This is a genomic window from Pseudomonas sp. CC11G (assembly GCF_056174845.1).
Genome location: NZ_JBWBZC010000032.1, coordinates 24,236 through 39,313 on the forward strand (window position 1 = coordinate 24,236; position 15,078 = coordinate 39,313).

Genomic DNA, 15,078 nt, shown 5'->3' on the forward strand with positions numbered 1-15,078 from the left:
TTTTTTCGGCACGTTCGCACTTTCTGTGCTTGGTTAAAGCACAGCGAGGCAACTCTCATCGTGAGGTTGCGCGGGGCAGAGAGACAGGCAATGTCCGAATCGACGCAAAAGCTGCGCTTGAGCGCACTGGTGGCGCTGGTGGTGGGGTCGATGATTGGCGGCGGGATTTTTTCGCTGCCGCAGAATATGGCTGAACGCGCCGACGTGGGTGCCGTGATTATTGGTTGGTCGATCACCGCCGTGGGCATGCTGACGTTGGCTCTGGTGTTCCAGACACTCGCCAACCGCAAGCCGGAGCTGAACTCGGGGGTGTACGCCTACGCCAAGGCCGGGTTTGGCGACTACATGGGGTTTTCCTCGGCGTGGGGGTATTGGATCAGCGCCTGGCTGGGCAATGTCGGCTACTTCGTGTTGTTGTTCAGCACCCTCGGTTACTTCTTTCCGGTGTTCGGCCAGGGCAATACGCCCATCGCCATCGGTTGCGCGTCGGTGCTGCTCTGGTCGGTGCATTTTCTGGTGCTGCGCGGCATCAAGGAGGCGACCTTTATCAACCAGCTCACCACCGTGGCCAAGGTGGTGCCACTGGTTACGTTTATTGCCATTACGGTGGTCGCCTTCGACGCGGACATTTTTACCCGCGATATCTGGGGCAGCAGCAACCCGAACTTCACCAGCGTGATGGATCAGGTGCGCAACATGATGATGGTGACGGTGTTTGTGTTTATCGGCATCGAAGGCGCCAGCGTGTATTCGGCGCGGGCTGAGAAACGCGCCGACGTCGGCCGCGCCACGGTGCTGGGGTTTCTTGGGGTGTTGGCGCTGTTGGTGCTGGTCAACCTGTTGTCGCTGGGCATCATGAGTCAGCCCGAATTGGCGGCCCTGAAAAACCCGTCGCTGGCCGTGGTGCTGGAGCGGGTGGTCGGGCCGTGGGGAGCGTTGTTTATCAGTGTGGGGCTGGCGGTTTCGCTGCTGGGCGCGTTGTTATCGTGGGCGCTGCTGTGCGCGGAAATTCTGTTTGCCACCGCCAAGGACAACACCATGCCGGCGTTTCTGAAAAAGGAAAACGCCAACCACGTTCCGGCCAATGCGCTGTGGCTGACCAACTCGATGATTCAGCTGTTTCTGCTGATCACGCTGTTTTCCGCCGGCACCTATACCAGCCTGATTTACCTCGCCTCCTCCATGATCATGGTGCCGTACCTGTGGTCGGCGGCGTATGCGCTGCTGCTCGGCCTGCGTGGCGAAACCTATGAAGCCAGCAGCCAGGGGCGGCGCAAAGACCTGATCGTAAGCGCCATTTCCCTGGCCTACGCGGTGTGGCTGTTGTATGCCGGCGGGGTGAAATACCTGCTGCTTTCGGCCTTGCTGTATGCGCCTGGGGTGCTGCTGTTTGCCAAGGCCAAACGTGAGCAAGGCGAGCCGCTGTTCACCACGGTCGAGAAAGGGATTTTCGCCTGCGTGCTTATCGCTGCCGCCCTCGCCGCCTATGGGTTGTACAGCGGGGGGCTGGCGCTGTAATGAGCATTTTCGTGATCAATCGGCTGGTGCATTTCGACAACGAGACCTTTGTTCTGTACGCCGCCGCTACGCCCGACGAGGTACAGCGCATCGGGGCCATCGCCAGCCGCTGTCTGACTCAACTGCTGGAGGCCAACGGGCAAATCGTGAGCAAGCGCGATTTGCTGAGCGGCGCCTGGGGCGGCTTCGGTCTGGAGGTTTCCGACAACAGCCTGGCGCAGGTGATACGCCAGTTGCGGGTGGCCATGGAAAGCCTGCAGCCGGGTAATGAACTGATCCTCACCGTGCCCCGAATCGGCTACAAGATTACCCAGCCGGTGGAACTGCTGGCGCCCGCTGCGTTACAGCCTGCACACCTCGTCAGCCCGTCCCCTGCGCCCTCGATTCGCCGCGAAAGCCCGCCGGGCTCGGTACGCCAGCGCTGGGTCAATCGGCTGTCGCTGGCCATGGTGGCGGTCGGCTGCTGGGTGGCGCTGTTTCTGTTGCCCGCCCTGCTCTACCCGGCCGACCTTCCAACCAGGCCCTTCGTGGAGAGCGATGTCTTGCCGTTCGAGGGCATCACCTTGCACCTCGAAGCCATGCCGGCCAGCGCGCTCCAGCCGGACAACCAACACCTGGTGGAAAGAGCCCGGCAATTGGCGAAAAGCATCGGCATGGCCCCGGCCGATCTGCATGTGTATCGCCTGGCTGATCGTTATCGCAGCTTGAGCTTGTTGTGCCAGGGCACCGTGGAACGGGCCGACAGCCAATGCCTGGGGATACAGCTCAATGAATAGTCGCGGACTGGGCCTTGGTTTCTTTCTGGGTGTCTGCGCCCTCAGCCTGGGCGCGGGGTATTGGTTCAATGGCTCGTCGGCCCTCGACCTGCAATGCAGCGGCCGCATCGCCCAGGCGTTCTCCCGCGACGGCCATACGCAATGGCTGCTCAGCCAGTACGACCTGGATCTGCGCGGCGATGGCGAGGGCGATTACAAGGTGAACTCGCGCTTGTTAGACGCCAGCCAGAACCCGCCGCAGGGCTATCTGCACCGCGCCGCCCGCTTCAGCCAGCAGCTTGAGGGCCAACGCCTGATGATCCAGATACTGCATACCGGCAAGAGCGCCACGGACAACCTCGACGCCGATCAACTCAGCGGCCTGGGGCTATTTGTTTTTAACAAAGACCTGCACCTGCGCTATCGCCTGCGCCAGCTGGCGCCTGGCAGCCTGATGGTCGACAACGGCCTGGGCACGGTGCTGCTGTGCGTGCAAACCCGGCCCACCCCTGAGCCTTAGCCGATAGCGATTTCTTCACGCACCGAGGGCAGCCCCAGCAGCAGGCAGGTGAGGTCCTGTTGCTCATCGACCTGCAGTTCCAGGCTGCCGCCCTGGGCCTGGGCCAAGCGCCTGGCCGAATAGGTACCCAAACCGCTGCCGCCCTGCTTGCCACGACTGGTGTATTTGTCGAAAAACACGGGGCGAAAGTCGGCTGGCACCGCAGGCTGGTTTTCTACCCGCAGGCCAATCTGCTCATCGTCAACCACCTGCACCCGCACCCGGCTGCCCATCGGGGCCGCCTCGCAGGCGTTCTTCAGGAGGTTGCTGAGCAGCGAATAGCACAGCAGTGGATCGGCCCAGGCCTGTGCGGGCGGGGCGTCGAGGGTGTCTGGCAAGCAGAGTTCAATCACCAGCGTCTTGGCCTGGTACGTCACCCGCAGTGCTTCCACCATGCTCGTGAGCATGGCGGCCACGTCCACCGCCATCGGTTGCAAGTCGAAACGCCCGGTTTCGATCCGGTATAGCGCCGCCGACAGGTTGATCAAATTCAGTGCCTGTTGGGTGTTGTCTTCCAGCAGGCGCAGCATGCGTTTCTGCCCGGGCAGCATATTGCCGCCATCGAGCAGGCCATGGGCGATGCCCAACACCGCGCTGAGGGGGGCTTTCAAATCGTGGCGGGTGATCTGTTCAACTTCCTCGCGCAGACGCGCCTGCATAAGCAGTTCGTTGCACTCGGCTTGCACCTGGTTGTGCCGCTCCACGTGGCGCAGCAGGTTGCCGACCCGTAGCTGCAGCAATCGCATATCCAGCGGTTTGTGCACGAAGTCCACGGCGCCCAGTTCCAGGCCGCGCTGCAGCGCCTGGGGGTCGTTCATGGCGGTAATAAAGATCAACGGAATCTGACTGGCCTGCGGGTGGCTGCGAAGTTGCTCAGCCAGCTCGAAACCATCCATGTTCGGCATCATCACATCCAGCAGAATCAGGTCTGGCGGCGTGCTTGAGGTGCAGATGTTCAACGCCGTCTGGCCATCCTGAGCCAGGCGCACCCGATATCCGGGTTTGAACAGGCCGGCAATCAAGCCAAGGTTCTCGGGCATATCGTCCACGGCCAGCAGCGTGGGCCGCCGCTTGCCGCTCGCCGGCGCCACAACCGTCGGCACGGCCGGCGTGGTCGGCAGCGCCCGGTGACTGGGCCGATGACGCATGGCCTGTTCCAACTGTTGCGCCAGGTTCTGCGGGTTGTAGGGTTTGATCAGGATGCTGCTGACGCCACTGTCGATCAGCCGGGTGATCTGCTCGCGCTCGCACTCGGCGGTGATCATCATGAACGGCAGGTGCGCCGTGCGTTTGTCGCTGCGCACCTGAATCAGCAGTTCCAGGCCGGTCATCACCGGCATATTCCAGTCCGAGACGATCACGTCGACCCGCCGACTGTTGATGATCGCCAGGGCTTCCCTGCCGTTGTTGGCCAACAGAATCTGCCGAGCGCCCAACCGGGTTAGCTGGTTGCTATTGATCTGGCGCATGGAGTCGGCGTCATCGACGACGAGAAAAACAGTGTGTTCGGCAATCATCGGCACTCGCTCCAGGCAAGAGGCGCTAAGCGGTTCAGGCGCTTAACCGGGGCTGGGCAGTGGTCAGCTGGTCCTGCTTGGCTTGCAGCGTTTCGTCGGTATCGGCGTAGCGCAGCGCGATCTCCTGAAATTCCTGCTCCAGGCTCAGAAAGGCCTGCACCACGTCCGGGTCGAAATGCGTACCGCAGCCCTCGCGAATAATCGCCACGGCTTTGGCGTGGGGCATTTCCGGTTTGTAGACGCGGCGGCTAATCACCGCGTCGTACACATCGGCAATTGCCATGAGCCGCGCGCTAAGCGGAATCGCCTCGCCGCTGAGCCCTTGGGGATAGCCGCTGCCGTCCCACTTCTCGTGGTGGCAGAGGGCAATTTCCTTGGCGATGCGCAGAAACGGCACGGGCATGCCCAACATCTCCTCGGCCTTGACCAACGCGGCGTAACCCAGGCGCGGGTGATGCTTCATCACCTCGAACTCGTGGGGTTCGAAACGCCCGGGCTTGAGCAGGATATGGTCGGGAATACCGACCTTGCCGATGTCGTGCAACGGCGCCGATTTGTACAGCAGCTCGATGCTCTGCTCGTCCAGTACGGCGGCAAAGCGCGGCTGCTCGCGCAGCTGGTAAGCCAGCGCGCGCACATAGTTCTGGGTGCGGCGCAGGTGGTTGCCGGTTTCGTTGTCACGCGTCTCGGCCAGCGAGGCCAGCGCCAGAATGGTGACATCGTGCACGGCCTGCAGCTCGCTGGTGCGCTGTGCCACTTCCTGATCGAGGTCGGCATTGCGCTGGCGCAACTGGTCGGCTGCCACCTTCAAGCGCAGTTGGTTGCGCACCCGCGCCAGCAGCACGGTCGGTTCCAAGGGTTTGCTCAGGTAATCGACAGCGCCCAGGTCCAGGCCGTATTGCTGGTCCTGGGCCTGGTGCTTGGCGGTCAGAAACAGCACCGGCACATCGCGGGTTAGCGGGCTGGCCTGCAGGTGGCGGCACACGTCGTAGCCGTCCATGTCCGGCATCATCACATCCAGCAGGATCAGGTCCGGCGGATTGCGCCGGGCGATTTCCAGCGCCGTGGCGCCGTTGGACGCCACACGCAGGTTGTAATGGCCGTGCAGGAGTTCATGCATTAACCGCAGGTTTTCCGGACCGTCATCCACCACGAGCAGCGTGTGTCGGTGTTCGTTAGTACTCATCGTTGGCACCTCTAGGCTGCCCATGGCGGGCGTTAAGCATTAGCCCATGGCCCCGTTTGAAGCGCTGTGAAATGGGCTGAATCGGCCTGAATTGCGCTGAAACCCTCAACTGACCGGCTCCAGCCGAGCGCTCAGCGCCTCTCGCAGGCACGCCCTGGCCTTGTCGAACTCGAAGCGCTCCAGCGCCGCCGCCAAGCGCGCCGCCTGGCGTGGAAATGCAGCGCGCAGCAACGGCGCATGGCCGGTGAAGCAGGTCAGCGCTTCGCTGTCGTAGTCGGCCAACAGCTCATCCAGTTGCGCGGCTACTTGCTGCACTAACGCGTCGTCCACCTCGGCCGCCACTTCGTGCTCCATGGTCTGCCACTGCCGCAGCTGGTCGAGCAGAGGCTGAAGCTGCGCCGCCAACGCCGCCAGCAATGGCTGGTACGCCGCCGTACTACCGTGCGCGCGCACATGCTGCTCCAGCGCGCCGGCCGCCGTGGCCAGTGCGTCTGCCCCGAGCGTCGCGGCAACGCCTCGGCAACCATGGGCCAGCAGCTCGGCGCCAGGTGCATCGCCTGAATCCAGGCAGTTTTGCAATTGCTCCAGCAAGCGTTCCTGGCCGGTCAGAAACTGGCCGAGCAACTGCCGGTACAACGCTTCATTGCCCAGTACCCGGCGCAGGCCCGCGTGGGTATCCACCCCGTGCAGATGCAACTGGCACTCCTGGCTCGAGCCCTGCGGTCGTTGTTCCCAGCGCCCGCCCAGCCAACGCTGCAACACGCTTTGCAGGGTCTGCGGCTCAAAGGGCTTGCTGATAAAGTCGTTCATCCCGGCGGCCTGGCACGCCTCGCGGTCTTCGCGCATGGCATTGGCGGTCATGGCCACCACCGGCAGCTCGGCCAGTTCGGGGCGCTGGCGCAGCGCGCGGGTGGCCGTGAGGCCATCCATGATCGGCATCTGCATGTCCATAAACACCAGTTCATAAGCCTGCCTGGCCAGTAACTCCAGGGCCTGCTGACCGTTGCCGGCAATGTCGACCACGCACCCCATGGCCTGCAGCAGCTCGGCAGCCACTTGCTGGTTCAAGTCGTTGTCTTCTACCAACAACACCCGCGCGCCCTGCGCGCCGCCCTGTCCCCAACTGGCGCACGCACTGTTCTGCTCACACAACGGCGCATGGGCCAATTGCAAGTGGGCGCTGAAGCTGAAGGTGCTGCCCTCGCCCGGCGTGCTGCACACCTTCACCTGGCCGCCCATCAGGTGCGTCAGTTGCTTGGCGATGGCCAGGCCCAGGCCGGTGCCGCCGTAGCGCCGGGTGGTGGATGCGTCGGCCTGCTGGAAGCTCTCGAACAGCCTGGCGCACTGCTCGGGGCTCAACCCGATGCCGGTATCGCGTACCAGGAATTCCAGGCACACGCCGGTCGCGTTTTCCGGGTAGCGCTGCACGACGACGTCGATGCGCCCCTGCTCGGTAAATTTCACCGCGTTGCTCAAGTAATTGAGCAAGATCTGCCGAAGACGCAATGGGTCGCCATGCAGTTGGTCCGGCACGTCGGCAGCCACCTGCAGGCTCAGCCCCAGCCCTTTGTCGAGCAGACGCGCCTGCACCAGATCGGTCGCTTCCTGCAGCAACCTGCTGAGGCTGAAATCCTGGGTATCGAGTTGCAGCTTGCCGGCCTCGATTTTGGAGACATCCAGAATGTCATCGAGGATGCCCAGCAGGTGGCGGCTGGAACTCTGCACCTTGCCCAGGTAGTCGCGCTGGCGCTCATCCAAGGCGGTCGCCAGCACCAGGTGGGTCATGCCGATGATGGCGTTCATGGGCGTGCGGATTTCATGGCTCATATTGGCCAGGAACTCGGCCTTGACCCGCACAGCCGCCTCGGCCAGCTCACGGGCTTCGCGCATTTCGGCGGCGGCGGCGTTCTGCAGCGATACATCCTTGATCAACCAGATGGAGCCCTGGCTCATGTCGCCAGGGCTTACCGCCCGCGCGCTGACCGCGCCCCAGAAGTGGCTGCCGTCCTTGCGCCGCAAGTGCAGTTCACGACGGTAGGTTTCCCCTTGGTTCAACAACTGGCGGATGGTACCCACGCCCTCTAGCACGGCGCCCGCATCGAGCCAGACCAGCGGCGACTGCCCCAGCAGCTCACCTTCGGCATAGCCAAAGAAGTCATGCAGGCTGGAGTTGGCCTGCACAATCACCTCGCCACTGATAAAGGCGATGCCATTGGGCGCCGCCATCAGAATGGCCCGCTGCTGCTCGTGGGCCAACTGCAACCGGCGCTCGTGTTGTTTGCGCTCGGTCAGGTCGCGAATCACCACGCACAGCGATTGGCTATCGCCGCTCAGCGACGGCAGTAACGACAGCCGTATCTCGATGGGAAACTCGCTGCCATCAAAGCGCAGTGCCCTGCCTTCACCCACCTGGTTGGTGGCGGGGTCGATATTAAAACTGCGCAAAATGCCGGCCAGCACCTCGCGCTGATCGTCTGGCACCAGCACCCGAAAGTGCTGCCCCAGCAAACCCTCCGCGGGGTAGCCAAGAATGCGTTCACACTCCAAATTGGCGAGGATGATCCGCCCCGCCCCGTCGAGCACCAGCAAGCCATCGGGGGCGGCCTCGACGATGCCTCGGTACCAGCGTTCGGTGGCCGTCAGGGCACTCTGCTGATACACAAGTTGCTCGGCTTGCTCGCGCGCCTGTTGCAGCAACCGCTGCTTGTGCTCGCGCTGCAGCATCAAGCCCCACCAAGCGTGTAGCGGCTCGTGCAGCGCATGCAGAAAGGTTGCCTGGCGAGCGTCCGGCCGTTGCTGCAGACGCAGTTCGATAATGTCTTGCTGCTGATCGCCCCATTGCAGCGGCAGGTGGTAAATCAGCTCACTGTCGACACCCGCCGAGTCGTGCTCCTGCTCACAGAACCCCACCTGCACACCCGGCAACCAGGGCTGCAACGCCTCGCCCAGCCGGGCCAGCAGCGCGCTGCGATTAAGGCAGGAAGGCAGCACCTGGGCCAACTCACCGATGCAGTCCTTCACCCACTGCTGGCGCAGCACGTGCTGATTTACCACCCGGTAGTCATCCAGCGCACGCGCCAGCTCGCCAAGCTCGTCGGGCGCACGGCAATGCTCAAGGTCGGCAATCTCTTCGCCGGCCTGCAGGCGCCGGGTCTGCGCGGTCAGTTGGCGCAACGGCATCAGCAGCTTGCGGCGCACGAACAGCTGGGCGAGCACGACATAAATCATGGTCAGCCCCAGCACCAGGGCGGCCAGGTTTTTGAACTTCGCCGCCTCGCCGACGGACTCGGTCATCAGCTGATTTTGATAGGCCGCGCTGTGCACCCGAAAATCGTCCAGCAGCGCGGAAATCGCCAGCTCGCTCTGCACATAAGACGCCTCTTCCAGCAGGCGGCTATGGCCGTCAGCCTGGCGCTCTTGCAGCGCCCGCTGCTCCAGCCGGGTCTGCAATTGATCTGCTTCGAGCACCTGGCGTAACTGGCGCCGCTCCAGGGGCTGAAGTTCGGCCTCACGCAGTTGCCGAAGCGCCTCACTGATGCCGCCGGCGTCGGCCATTTCCTGATATTGCTTGAGGTAAAACCCATCGCCCGTGGCCACATAGAGGCGGGCGAACTGCGTCATGCGGCGATTATCGACAGACAGCTGCGCGGTCAGGCTGACCACGTTGATGCTCTGTTGAGCCATGCGCAGGCTCTGCTGGTTGTACTGCTCGGCCTGCCACATGCTGACCAGGCAGGCGACGCCGATGAACAACATGCCGGCCGCCAGCCACTTGCTCAGCCTGTCGATGCTCATGGGGCAATCCTCGGGTGCGGGCGAGCGGTGCTCTACCTCGAGGAAATTGACGCATGGGCGGCCAGGCGGGCGCTCTGAAATCGGCTGAAAAGTTGTGAATCCCGCGCTGTTTACCAACCTGCGGGCACCGTTCAAGCGCCTGACGCCAGCCTGCATCGGCTGAGCGTGACAATCCGCACCGGCTTGGACGCCGCTGAAAAACGTTACTACCCTCAAGCCGACATCGCGGAACCGCCAGACCCGTTGTCAGTCGTGCCTTGGTATAGCCCTTGAGAAAACGAACTGATGACTGAGCCCATTCGCTACGCCGACTACCTGCACCTGATTGGCGCCGGGCGCCGCGAAATTCCGCTGCGCGAGCTGGTATCCGCGCCCGTGCGCGGTGCCGACGGGCGCTGGCAAGGCGTGGCGCGCAAACCGGTGAAACTGGACTGGCAGGAAGTCGCCGCCATCCTCAAGCCCTACCTCACTGTGCGCCTGATGGAACAGGTGCGCGCTGTGGTGCCCCTGGCGCTGTACCTGGCGCTGTTCCAGATCATCATCCTGCGCCAGTTGGTCGACGATGCCCTGCTGGTGAGCGCTGGCCTGTTCGCCGTAATCGTCGGCCTGATGTTGTTTATGGAAGGGCTGAAACTCGGTCTTATGCCCCTGGGTGAAATCATCGGCAGTACCCTGCCGCGCAAATCCTCTTTGCCGGTGGTGTTGCTGGTCACCCTGCTGCTGGGCATCGGCGTCACCTTTGCCGAGCCCGCCATCGGAGCGCTGCGTGCCGCCGGGCAGAATGTGTCGGCTGAACGCGCGCCTTATCTCTGGGCGATTCTCAACCAGTGGACCCGCGAACTGGTGCTGGTCGTGGGGGTGAGCGTGGGCCTGGCCGCCGTCACCGGCACCCTGCGCTTTCTCTACGGTTGGAGCCTCAAGCCGCTGATCTATCTCTCGCTGGTGCCGGTGCTGCTGTTGACGGTTTACATGGCCGGCGACCCGGAGCTTGCCAAGGTTATCGGCCTGGCCTGGGATGCCGGCGCGGTCACCACCGGGCCGGTGACGGTGCCATTGGTACTGGCCCTGGGTATCGGTATTGCGGCGGCTGCGGGCAAGGGCGATTCGGGTTTATCAGGGTTTGGCATCGTCACCCTGGCCTCGCTGTTTCCGGTAATTGGCGTGATGCTGCTGGCCCTCTACGTGGCTGCCAATGGCTCGCCCGCCGAGATCATCGCCGCCGCCCATGCCGCGGCCAGCGCGGAGCAAACGGTGTTGCAGTGGTACGAAGTCAGCCCGGGGCTGGAGATCGTTTCGGGGCTGCGGGCCATCGTGCCGTTGGTGATTTTTCTGCTGCTGGTACTCAAGCTGTTGCTGCGCCACACCCTGCAACGGCGCGCAGAGCTGCTGCTGGGCATCGGCCTGACGGTGGTCGGCATGTGCATCTTCAACGTCGGCCTCACCTATGGCCTGTCGAAGCTGGGCGGCAGTGCCGGCTCGCTCATACCAGCGGCCTTTATGCCAATTGCCGACGTGGAAAAATCGCCGCTGTATGTCTACGAAGTGGGCCTGGTGCTGACCCTGGCGTTCGCCTGGGTGCTGGGCTACGGAGCGACGGTGGCCGAGCCGGCGCTCAACGCCCTGGGTGTGACGGCCGAAACCCTGACCAATGGGTTTATCCGCCGGCGCACCTTGATTCGTGCGGTGTCGATCGGCGTCGCCAGCGGCATCGCCGTGGCGGTGGCCAAGCTGGTATTCAGCCTGCCGTTGGCCTGGCTGGTGGTACCGCCCTATCTGTTTGCGGCACTGCTGACGGTGTTTTCCAGTGAAGAGTTCGTCAACGTAGCCTGGGACAGCGCCGGGGTTACCACCGGGCCTATCACCGTACCGCTGGTACTCGCCATGGGCTTGGGGCTGGGCAATGCCACCCACGCCGTCGAAGGCTTCGGCATTCTTTGCATGGCCTCGGTGGGGCCGATCATCAGCGTGATGTTGCTGGGCCAGTGGGCACGCTTCCAATTCTGGCGCGAGGCCAAAGCGGCCGTGCACCACCCCATCAGTCAAACCGTAGGCACAGGAGTGGCGCAATGAACGAGGACGGAATTACCTACCTGACCGATGTGGCCCTGATCACCTGCATCGTCGCCGTCGGGCGTGCCGATCTGGTGATTCTCGCCGCCCAGGGCATGGGTACACCGGGCGCCGTGGTCCACCACGCGCACGGCCTGGGACCCCGTGAACGGCATGGGCTACTGGGCATCGCCATCGACGCGGAAAAGGAAGTGGTCAGCCTGCTGGTGGCGGCCGATTACGTCGATGCGGTACTGGAGGCGATCTACTACGCCGCCAAACTGGATGTACCGGGCGCCGGCATGATCTACGCCACCCCGGTGGAAAAGGTGGCGACGTACATCCCCCGCCAACTGCTGGAACAAGGGCGCGCCTCATGAGTACCGCCAACGTCGGCATACCCGGCGCAACGGCCAAACTGATTACCTGTGTGCTGCCTGACAATGGCAGCGACCGTCGCCTGCTGCAGCTGCTTCGGGAAGTCCACGGCATCACCCGCGCCGACAGCCTTAACTGCCGTCGGATACCGACCTTGCAAGGGGCCAAGGCACAGCGTAACAAGGTGCCGGAACCGAGCCTTGCCCGGGTGGTAACCGTGGTGGTGGATGACGCCCAGGCCGACGCGGTCTTCGACGTTATCTGTGCGAACGCCGGGCTGACCGAACCCGGCAGTGGTGGGGTGTATATGGTGGCGTTGCGCTTTGCCACCCCCTTGGTAATGCCGGCCGGGGTGCCGGATGAAACGCGCGCTGGCGTGCCGGCCGCAAGCGGCCCGTCCTGACCCATCGGTTAGCCTCGAGGGCCGGTCACTCTGCCCGCTTTTGTCGCTTGGTTTTCTTCTGCGGCGCCGCATCGACTAGCAGTTCGCGCCGCGCGGCTTCCACGCTGCGTTGAGACAGCGCCTGCATGCGCGGCGATTGCACCGCCCACGAGTGCCAATACAACGCCACGTCGGTGCAGTGCTCCGGAGCAAGGTCCACGAGCGCCCCGCTCTCCAGCCATTCCTGCATTTGTATCTGCGGCACCATGCCGTACCCCAAACCACGGCGAATCGCATCCAGGCGCGCCTCGGGCTGCGCCAGATAATGCGTGGGATAGGCATCGGCACGCAGGCCAAAACGCGCTTGCATGAAATGGTCTTGCAGCGTGTCTTTGCGCGAGTAGGCAAACACCGGGGCCTTGCGTGCAGCCTCGCGGGAAAGCCCATCGGGAAACCAGCGCGCCTGAAAAGCGGGCGACGCCACGAGGCGATAGCGAACCGCCCCCAACGCAATAGCCACACAGCCACGCATGGGGTCTGGGCGTGTGCTGATGCACGCGATGACCTGGCCGCTTTCGAGCAACGTAAAGGTGTGGTCCTGATCGTCGACGACGACGTCGAGCAGAATGCGTTCGCTCACGAAAATCGCGGCCAGTGCAGGAAAAAACCACGTGGCGAGGGTATCCCCGTTCGCCGCGATAACCACCTGCAGGTGCTCGTCCTGATCACCGGAAAGTTCATTCAGCAGCTCCTCTTCGAGCACCGTAGCGCGGCGAAGATAGAGCAGCAGTCGCCGCCCTGTCTGCGTCGGCTCACAGGGCCGACCGCGCACCACCAGCGGGCTGCCGAGGTGGGCCTCCAACGCGTGGATGCGCTGGGAAAGCGCCGAGGGGGTAATCGAAAGACTCTTGGCAGCTTTCTCAAAACTGCCGTTATCGATGGCGGCCAGGAACGCCTGCAGCTGCTTGGCATCGAGTTTCACGGCGCGGCCCTCATTAAGTTTTTTAAACGAAGCTGAAAGTTACTTCATTTTGCTTAACGAAGACACCGCGAACGCCGATGCTTACTCCACGGCGACATCACACCGATTCGCCCCCACTCACGTCGTTCAGGAGAACTTTATGAAACTCAAGATGCTTGCTGCTCTCTCGGCTGTTGCAGTGCTGTCTGGCTGTGCGTGGCAAACCCCGGCGATGAAGCTCGACAACCAGCTGTACCAAACCTCGGCGAACGCCTCGCTGGCTCGCGGCGCACAAACCGGCGCGCGCCGCCTGGCGCTGGAAGCGGCGAACGAAAAGTGCACCTCGATGGGCAGCGAGATCAGCGTGCTGGATATTCAGTCGCACTGGTCATTCCCCACCAACGGCGTGGCGTTCGTGACCTTCGCCTGTAATCCCATCGAAGGTCACAAGTTGGGCTAACTGAATAAAGATGGCTTTTTTGACAACCGCCGGCGGGCGAACTAAAGCATTCGTCGGCACGTACTTCCTCTGGAGAGTAAAAATGCGCACGACCCTGGGACTTGTCATTGTGGTAACCACCGCCTTGTTCGTCAGTGAGGTAGCGCTTGCCGACGACTGCGCGGAAGCGTCCAGTCAGCAGGCGATGAGCATCTGCGCGGACCAAGCATTCAAGGCTGCCGACAAGGAATTGAACACCACCTACCGCCAGGTGACCGAGCGCCTGAAAGACAGCCCGGACACCGCGGCATTGCTGGTCAAAGCGCAGCGCGCCTGGATCACCTTTCGAGATACCCAATGTGCATTCCTGACCTCGGCCGCTGCAGAAGGGAGCATCTACCCGATGCTGGTCGCCCAGTGCCGAAGCGAGATAACCCAGGCGCGAACCAAAGACCTCACCGCGCTGCTGGCCTGCGACGAGACGGACATGAGTTGCCCGGTGCCAGCGCCCTGAAGGCAATCAAGACCGGTGCATTCGCTCACTCAAACTGCGGCAACCCATCCTCAATGCTCCACCAGTTCGCCTTCGAAGCAACGTGATAATGCGCCTCCGGCTGGACGTTAACCGCCTCGTTGATAAGCCCGACCCGCACGCGCAACACGCCGGGCAAGCTGTCTCGTTTGCTGTAAATCGGCGAGCCGCAGCGGCTGCAAAACACCCGTTGTTTGCCCGGCGTTGCCTCGAACACCGTCAGCAGTTCTGCCCGCTTTCCAGATGAAACCCGGCGGCAGAAATCGGTGAGTTGGTGGCGAAGGGCGTGCCCTGCGCTTTGCGGCACTGCGAGCAGTGGCAGACCGAAATAGGCTCAAGCTCCGACTCGATACGGAACCGAACGCCGCCGCATAAACAATTACCGGTGTACATAGGTGACTCCTGCGCGTAGCTGTCTGATGCCTGGTATGTCCCAGCGCCTGTTTTTATCACGCTCCGGGCCCGAAAGCAGGCGGCCCGCACTTGCTGCCCCGACCTGCGGCATCTATACCTCTAGAGCCGAATCGCCAGAAGGGACGCATGATGCTAGGCATGGTGTTCACCGAGTTCCTCGAAATGGTCGAGCAACGCTACTCACCCGAGTTAGCGGACCAGATGCTGACCGAGACCCCCCTGGCTAGTAACGGCGCCTACACGGCAGTCGGCTATTACCCCCACGAAGAAATGCAGGCACTGGTCACCACCCTGGCCAGGCTTACCGGCAGCAGCGTGTCGATGCTGATTCAGGTCTATGGCGAACACCTCTTTCAGCGGTTCGTCGAGACCTATCCGCAGATGCTCGCGCACTGCAAAGATGCCTTCAGCTGCTGTCCAGTCGATGGGCATGTGCATCAGGAAGTGCACAAGCTCTATCCGCAGGCACAGTTGCCCTCCTTCGAAACCGCCGAGCACAGCCGCAGCACCTGGTGCTTATCTACCGCTCCAGCCGCGGGTTGGCTGACCTGGCCGAAGGGTTGATTCGCGGCTGCATCTATCACTATGGGAAG

13 protein-coding genes and 1 pseudogene are annotated in these 15,078 nt (G+C 62.9%); 9 read left to right on the forward strand and 5 right to left on the reverse strand.

Annotated elements, in window-relative coordinates:
* The first annotated feature begins 90 nt into the window (after nt 1–90).
* From arcD to AC0V2S_RS25000, 3 genes are read left to right on the forward strand one after another with little or no spacing between them, the layout of a single operon-like run.
* Entirely contained in the window at nt 91–1,518 is a 1,428-nt protein-coding gene (arcD, locus tag AC0V2S_RS24990) for an arginine-ornithine antiporter (protein ID WP_475512077.1), read from the forward strand.
* Entirely contained in the window at nt 1,518–2,294 is a 777-nt protein-coding gene (locus AC0V2S_RS24995; RefSeq protein WP_475512078.1) for a winged helix-turn-helix domain-containing protein, read from the forward strand. Before arcD ends, AC0V2S_RS24995 begins: the two co-directional genes overlap by 1 nt.
* Nucleotides 2,287–2,793 (forward strand): hypothetical protein, encoded by a 507-nt coding sequence (locus tag AC0V2S_RS25000; RefSeq protein WP_475512079.1) that lies wholly within the window; start codon nt 2,287–2,289, stop codon nt 2,791–2,793. The genes AC0V2S_RS24995 and AC0V2S_RS25000 overlap by 8 nt, the downstream gene beginning before the upstream one ends.
* On the opposite strand, the gene AC0V2S_RS25005 is transcribed toward AC0V2S_RS25000, so the two are convergent.
* The 3 genes from AC0V2S_RS25005 to AC0V2S_RS25015 form a co-directional block, all read right to left on the reverse strand.
* On the reverse strand, nt 2,790–4,349 hold the full coding sequence (locus AC0V2S_RS25005; protein ID WP_475512080.1) for a hybrid sensor histidine kinase/response regulator: 1,560 nt from the start codon (nt 4,347–4,349) through the stop codon (nt 2,790–2,792). The two genes, AC0V2S_RS25000 and AC0V2S_RS25005, sit on opposite strands and share 4 nt — an antisense overlap.
* A gap of 34 nt (nt 4,350–4,383) precedes the next feature.
* Nucleotides 4,384–5,535 carry a response regulator gene (locus AC0V2S_RS25010; protein WP_475512081.1) on the reverse strand — a complete coding sequence of 384 codons (1,152 nt, stop codon included), beginning with the start codon at nt 5,533–5,535 and terminating at the stop codon, nt 4,384–4,386.
* 105 nt (nt 5,536–5,640) lie between these two features.
* Nucleotides 5,641–9,330 carry a PAS domain S-box protein gene (locus tag AC0V2S_RS25015; RefSeq protein WP_475512082.1) on the reverse strand — a complete coding sequence of 1,230 codons (3,690 nt, stop codon included), beginning with the start codon at nt 9,328–9,330 and terminating at the stop codon, nt 5,641–5,643.
* Nucleotides 9,331–9,615: 285 nt separating this feature from the next.
* On the opposite strand from AC0V2S_RS25015, the gene AC0V2S_RS25020 reads away from it, so the two are divergent.
* Genes AC0V2S_RS25020 through AC0V2S_RS25030 form a run of 3 tightly spaced genes read left to right on the forward strand, consistent with a single transcriptional unit; the run spans nt 9,616 to nt 12,160 of the window.
* Nucleotides 9,616–11,400, forward strand: coding sequence for a DUF1538 domain-containing protein (locus tag AC0V2S_RS25020; protein ID WP_475512083.1), 1,785 nt, complete (start codon nt 9,616–9,618; stop codon nt 11,398–11,400).
* The gene (locus tag AC0V2S_RS25025; protein ID WP_475512084.1) at nt 11,397–11,759 is read left to right on the forward strand and encodes a P-II family nitrogen regulator; all 363 of its coding nucleotides are present in this window, start codon (nt 11,397–11,399) and stop codon (nt 11,757–11,759) included. Before AC0V2S_RS25020 ends, AC0V2S_RS25025 begins: the two co-directional genes overlap by 4 nt.
* Nucleotides 11,756–12,160 (forward strand): hypothetical protein, encoded by a 405-nt coding sequence (locus AC0V2S_RS25030; protein ID WP_475512085.1) that lies wholly within the window; start codon nt 11,756–11,758, stop codon nt 12,158–12,160. Before AC0V2S_RS25025 ends, AC0V2S_RS25030 begins: the two co-directional genes overlap by 4 nt.
* A 25-nt stretch (nt 12,161–12,185) precedes the next feature.
* Here AC0V2S_RS25030 and argP read toward each other — a convergent pair whose 3' ends face one another.
* Nucleotides 12,186–13,121, reverse strand: a complete 936-nt coding sequence (argP, locus tag AC0V2S_RS25035) for an HTH-type transcriptional regulator ArgP (protein ID WP_475512086.1) — start codon at nt 13,119–13,121, stop codon at nt 12,186–12,188.
* A gap of 139 nt (nt 13,122–13,260) precedes the next feature.
* On the opposite strand from argP, the gene AC0V2S_RS25040 reads away from it, so the two are divergent.
* Together AC0V2S_RS25040 and AC0V2S_RS25045 are read left to right on the forward strand one after the other, a co-directional pair.
* Entirely contained in the window at nt 13,261–13,560 is a 300-nt protein-coding gene (locus tag AC0V2S_RS25040) for a hypothetical protein (RefSeq protein ID WP_475512087.1), read from the forward strand.
* 82 nt (nt 13,561–13,642) lie between these two features.
* Nucleotides 13,643–14,053, forward strand: coding sequence for a lysozyme inhibitor LprI family protein (locus tag AC0V2S_RS25045; RefSeq protein WP_475512088.1), 411 nt, complete (start codon nt 13,643–13,645; stop codon nt 14,051–14,053).
* A gap of 25 nt (nt 14,054–14,078) precedes the next feature.
* Here AC0V2S_RS25045 and AC0V2S_RS25050 read toward each other — a convergent pair.
* A pseudogene (locus tag AC0V2S_RS25050) lies at nt 14,079–14,464 on the reverse strand (GFA family protein).
* A 147-nt stretch (nt 14,465–14,611) separates the two neighbouring features.
* Here AC0V2S_RS25050 and AC0V2S_RS25055 point away from each other — a divergent pair.
* Nucleotides 14,612–15,049 carry a heme NO-binding domain-containing protein gene (locus AC0V2S_RS25055; RefSeq protein WP_475512089.1) on the forward strand — a complete coding sequence of 146 codons (438 nt, stop codon included), beginning with the start codon at nt 14,612–14,614 and terminating at the stop codon, nt 15,047–15,049.
* Nucleotides 15,050–15,078: the final 29 nt, after the last annotated feature.

Coding starts and splice junctions, on each gene's coding strand:
- AC0V2S_RS25000 (WP_475512079.1), top strand. CDS start 2,287: ATGAATAGTCGCGGACTGGGCCTTGGTTTCTTTCTGGGTGTCTGCGCC.
- AC0V2S_RS25025 (WP_475512084.1), top strand. CDS start 11,397: ATGAACGAGGACGGAATTACCTACCTGACCGATGTGGCCCTGATCACC.
- AC0V2S_RS25010 (WP_475512081.1), bottom strand. CDS start 5,535: ATGAGTACTAACGAACACCGACACACGCTGCTCGTGGTGGATGACGGT.
- AC0V2S_RS25005 (WP_475512080.1), bottom strand. CDS start 4,349: ATGATTGCCGAACACACTGTTTTTCTCGTCGTCGATGACGCCGACTCC.
- AC0V2S_RS25040 (WP_475512087.1), top strand. CDS start 13,261: ATGAAACTCAAGATGCTTGCTGCTCTCTCGGCTGTTGCAGTGCTGTCT.
- AC0V2S_RS25015 (WP_475512082.1), bottom strand. CDS start 9,330: ATGAGCATCGACAGGCTGAGCAAGTGGCTGGCGGCCGGCATGTTGTTC.
- AC0V2S_RS25045 (WP_475512088.1), top strand. CDS start 13,643: ATGCGCACGACCCTGGGACTTGTCATTGTGGTAACCACCGCCTTGTTC.
- AC0V2S_RS25055 (WP_475512089.1), top strand. CDS start 14,612: ATGATGCTAGGCATGGTGTTCACCGAGTTCCTCGAAATGGTCGAGCAA.
- AC0V2S_RS24995 (WP_475512078.1), top strand. CDS start 1,518: ATGAGCATTTTCGTGATCAATCGGCTGGTGCATTTCGACAACGAGACC.
- AC0V2S_RS25030 (WP_475512085.1), top strand. CDS start 11,756: ATGAGTACCGCCAACGTCGGCATACCCGGCGCAACGGCCAAACTGATT.
- arcD (WP_475512077.1), top strand. CDS start 91: ATGTCCGAATCGACGCAAAAGCTGCGCTTGAGCGCACTGGTGGCGCTG.
- AC0V2S_RS25020 (WP_475512083.1), top strand. CDS start 9,616: ATGACTGAGCCCATTCGCTACGCCGACTACCTGCACCTGATTGGCGCC.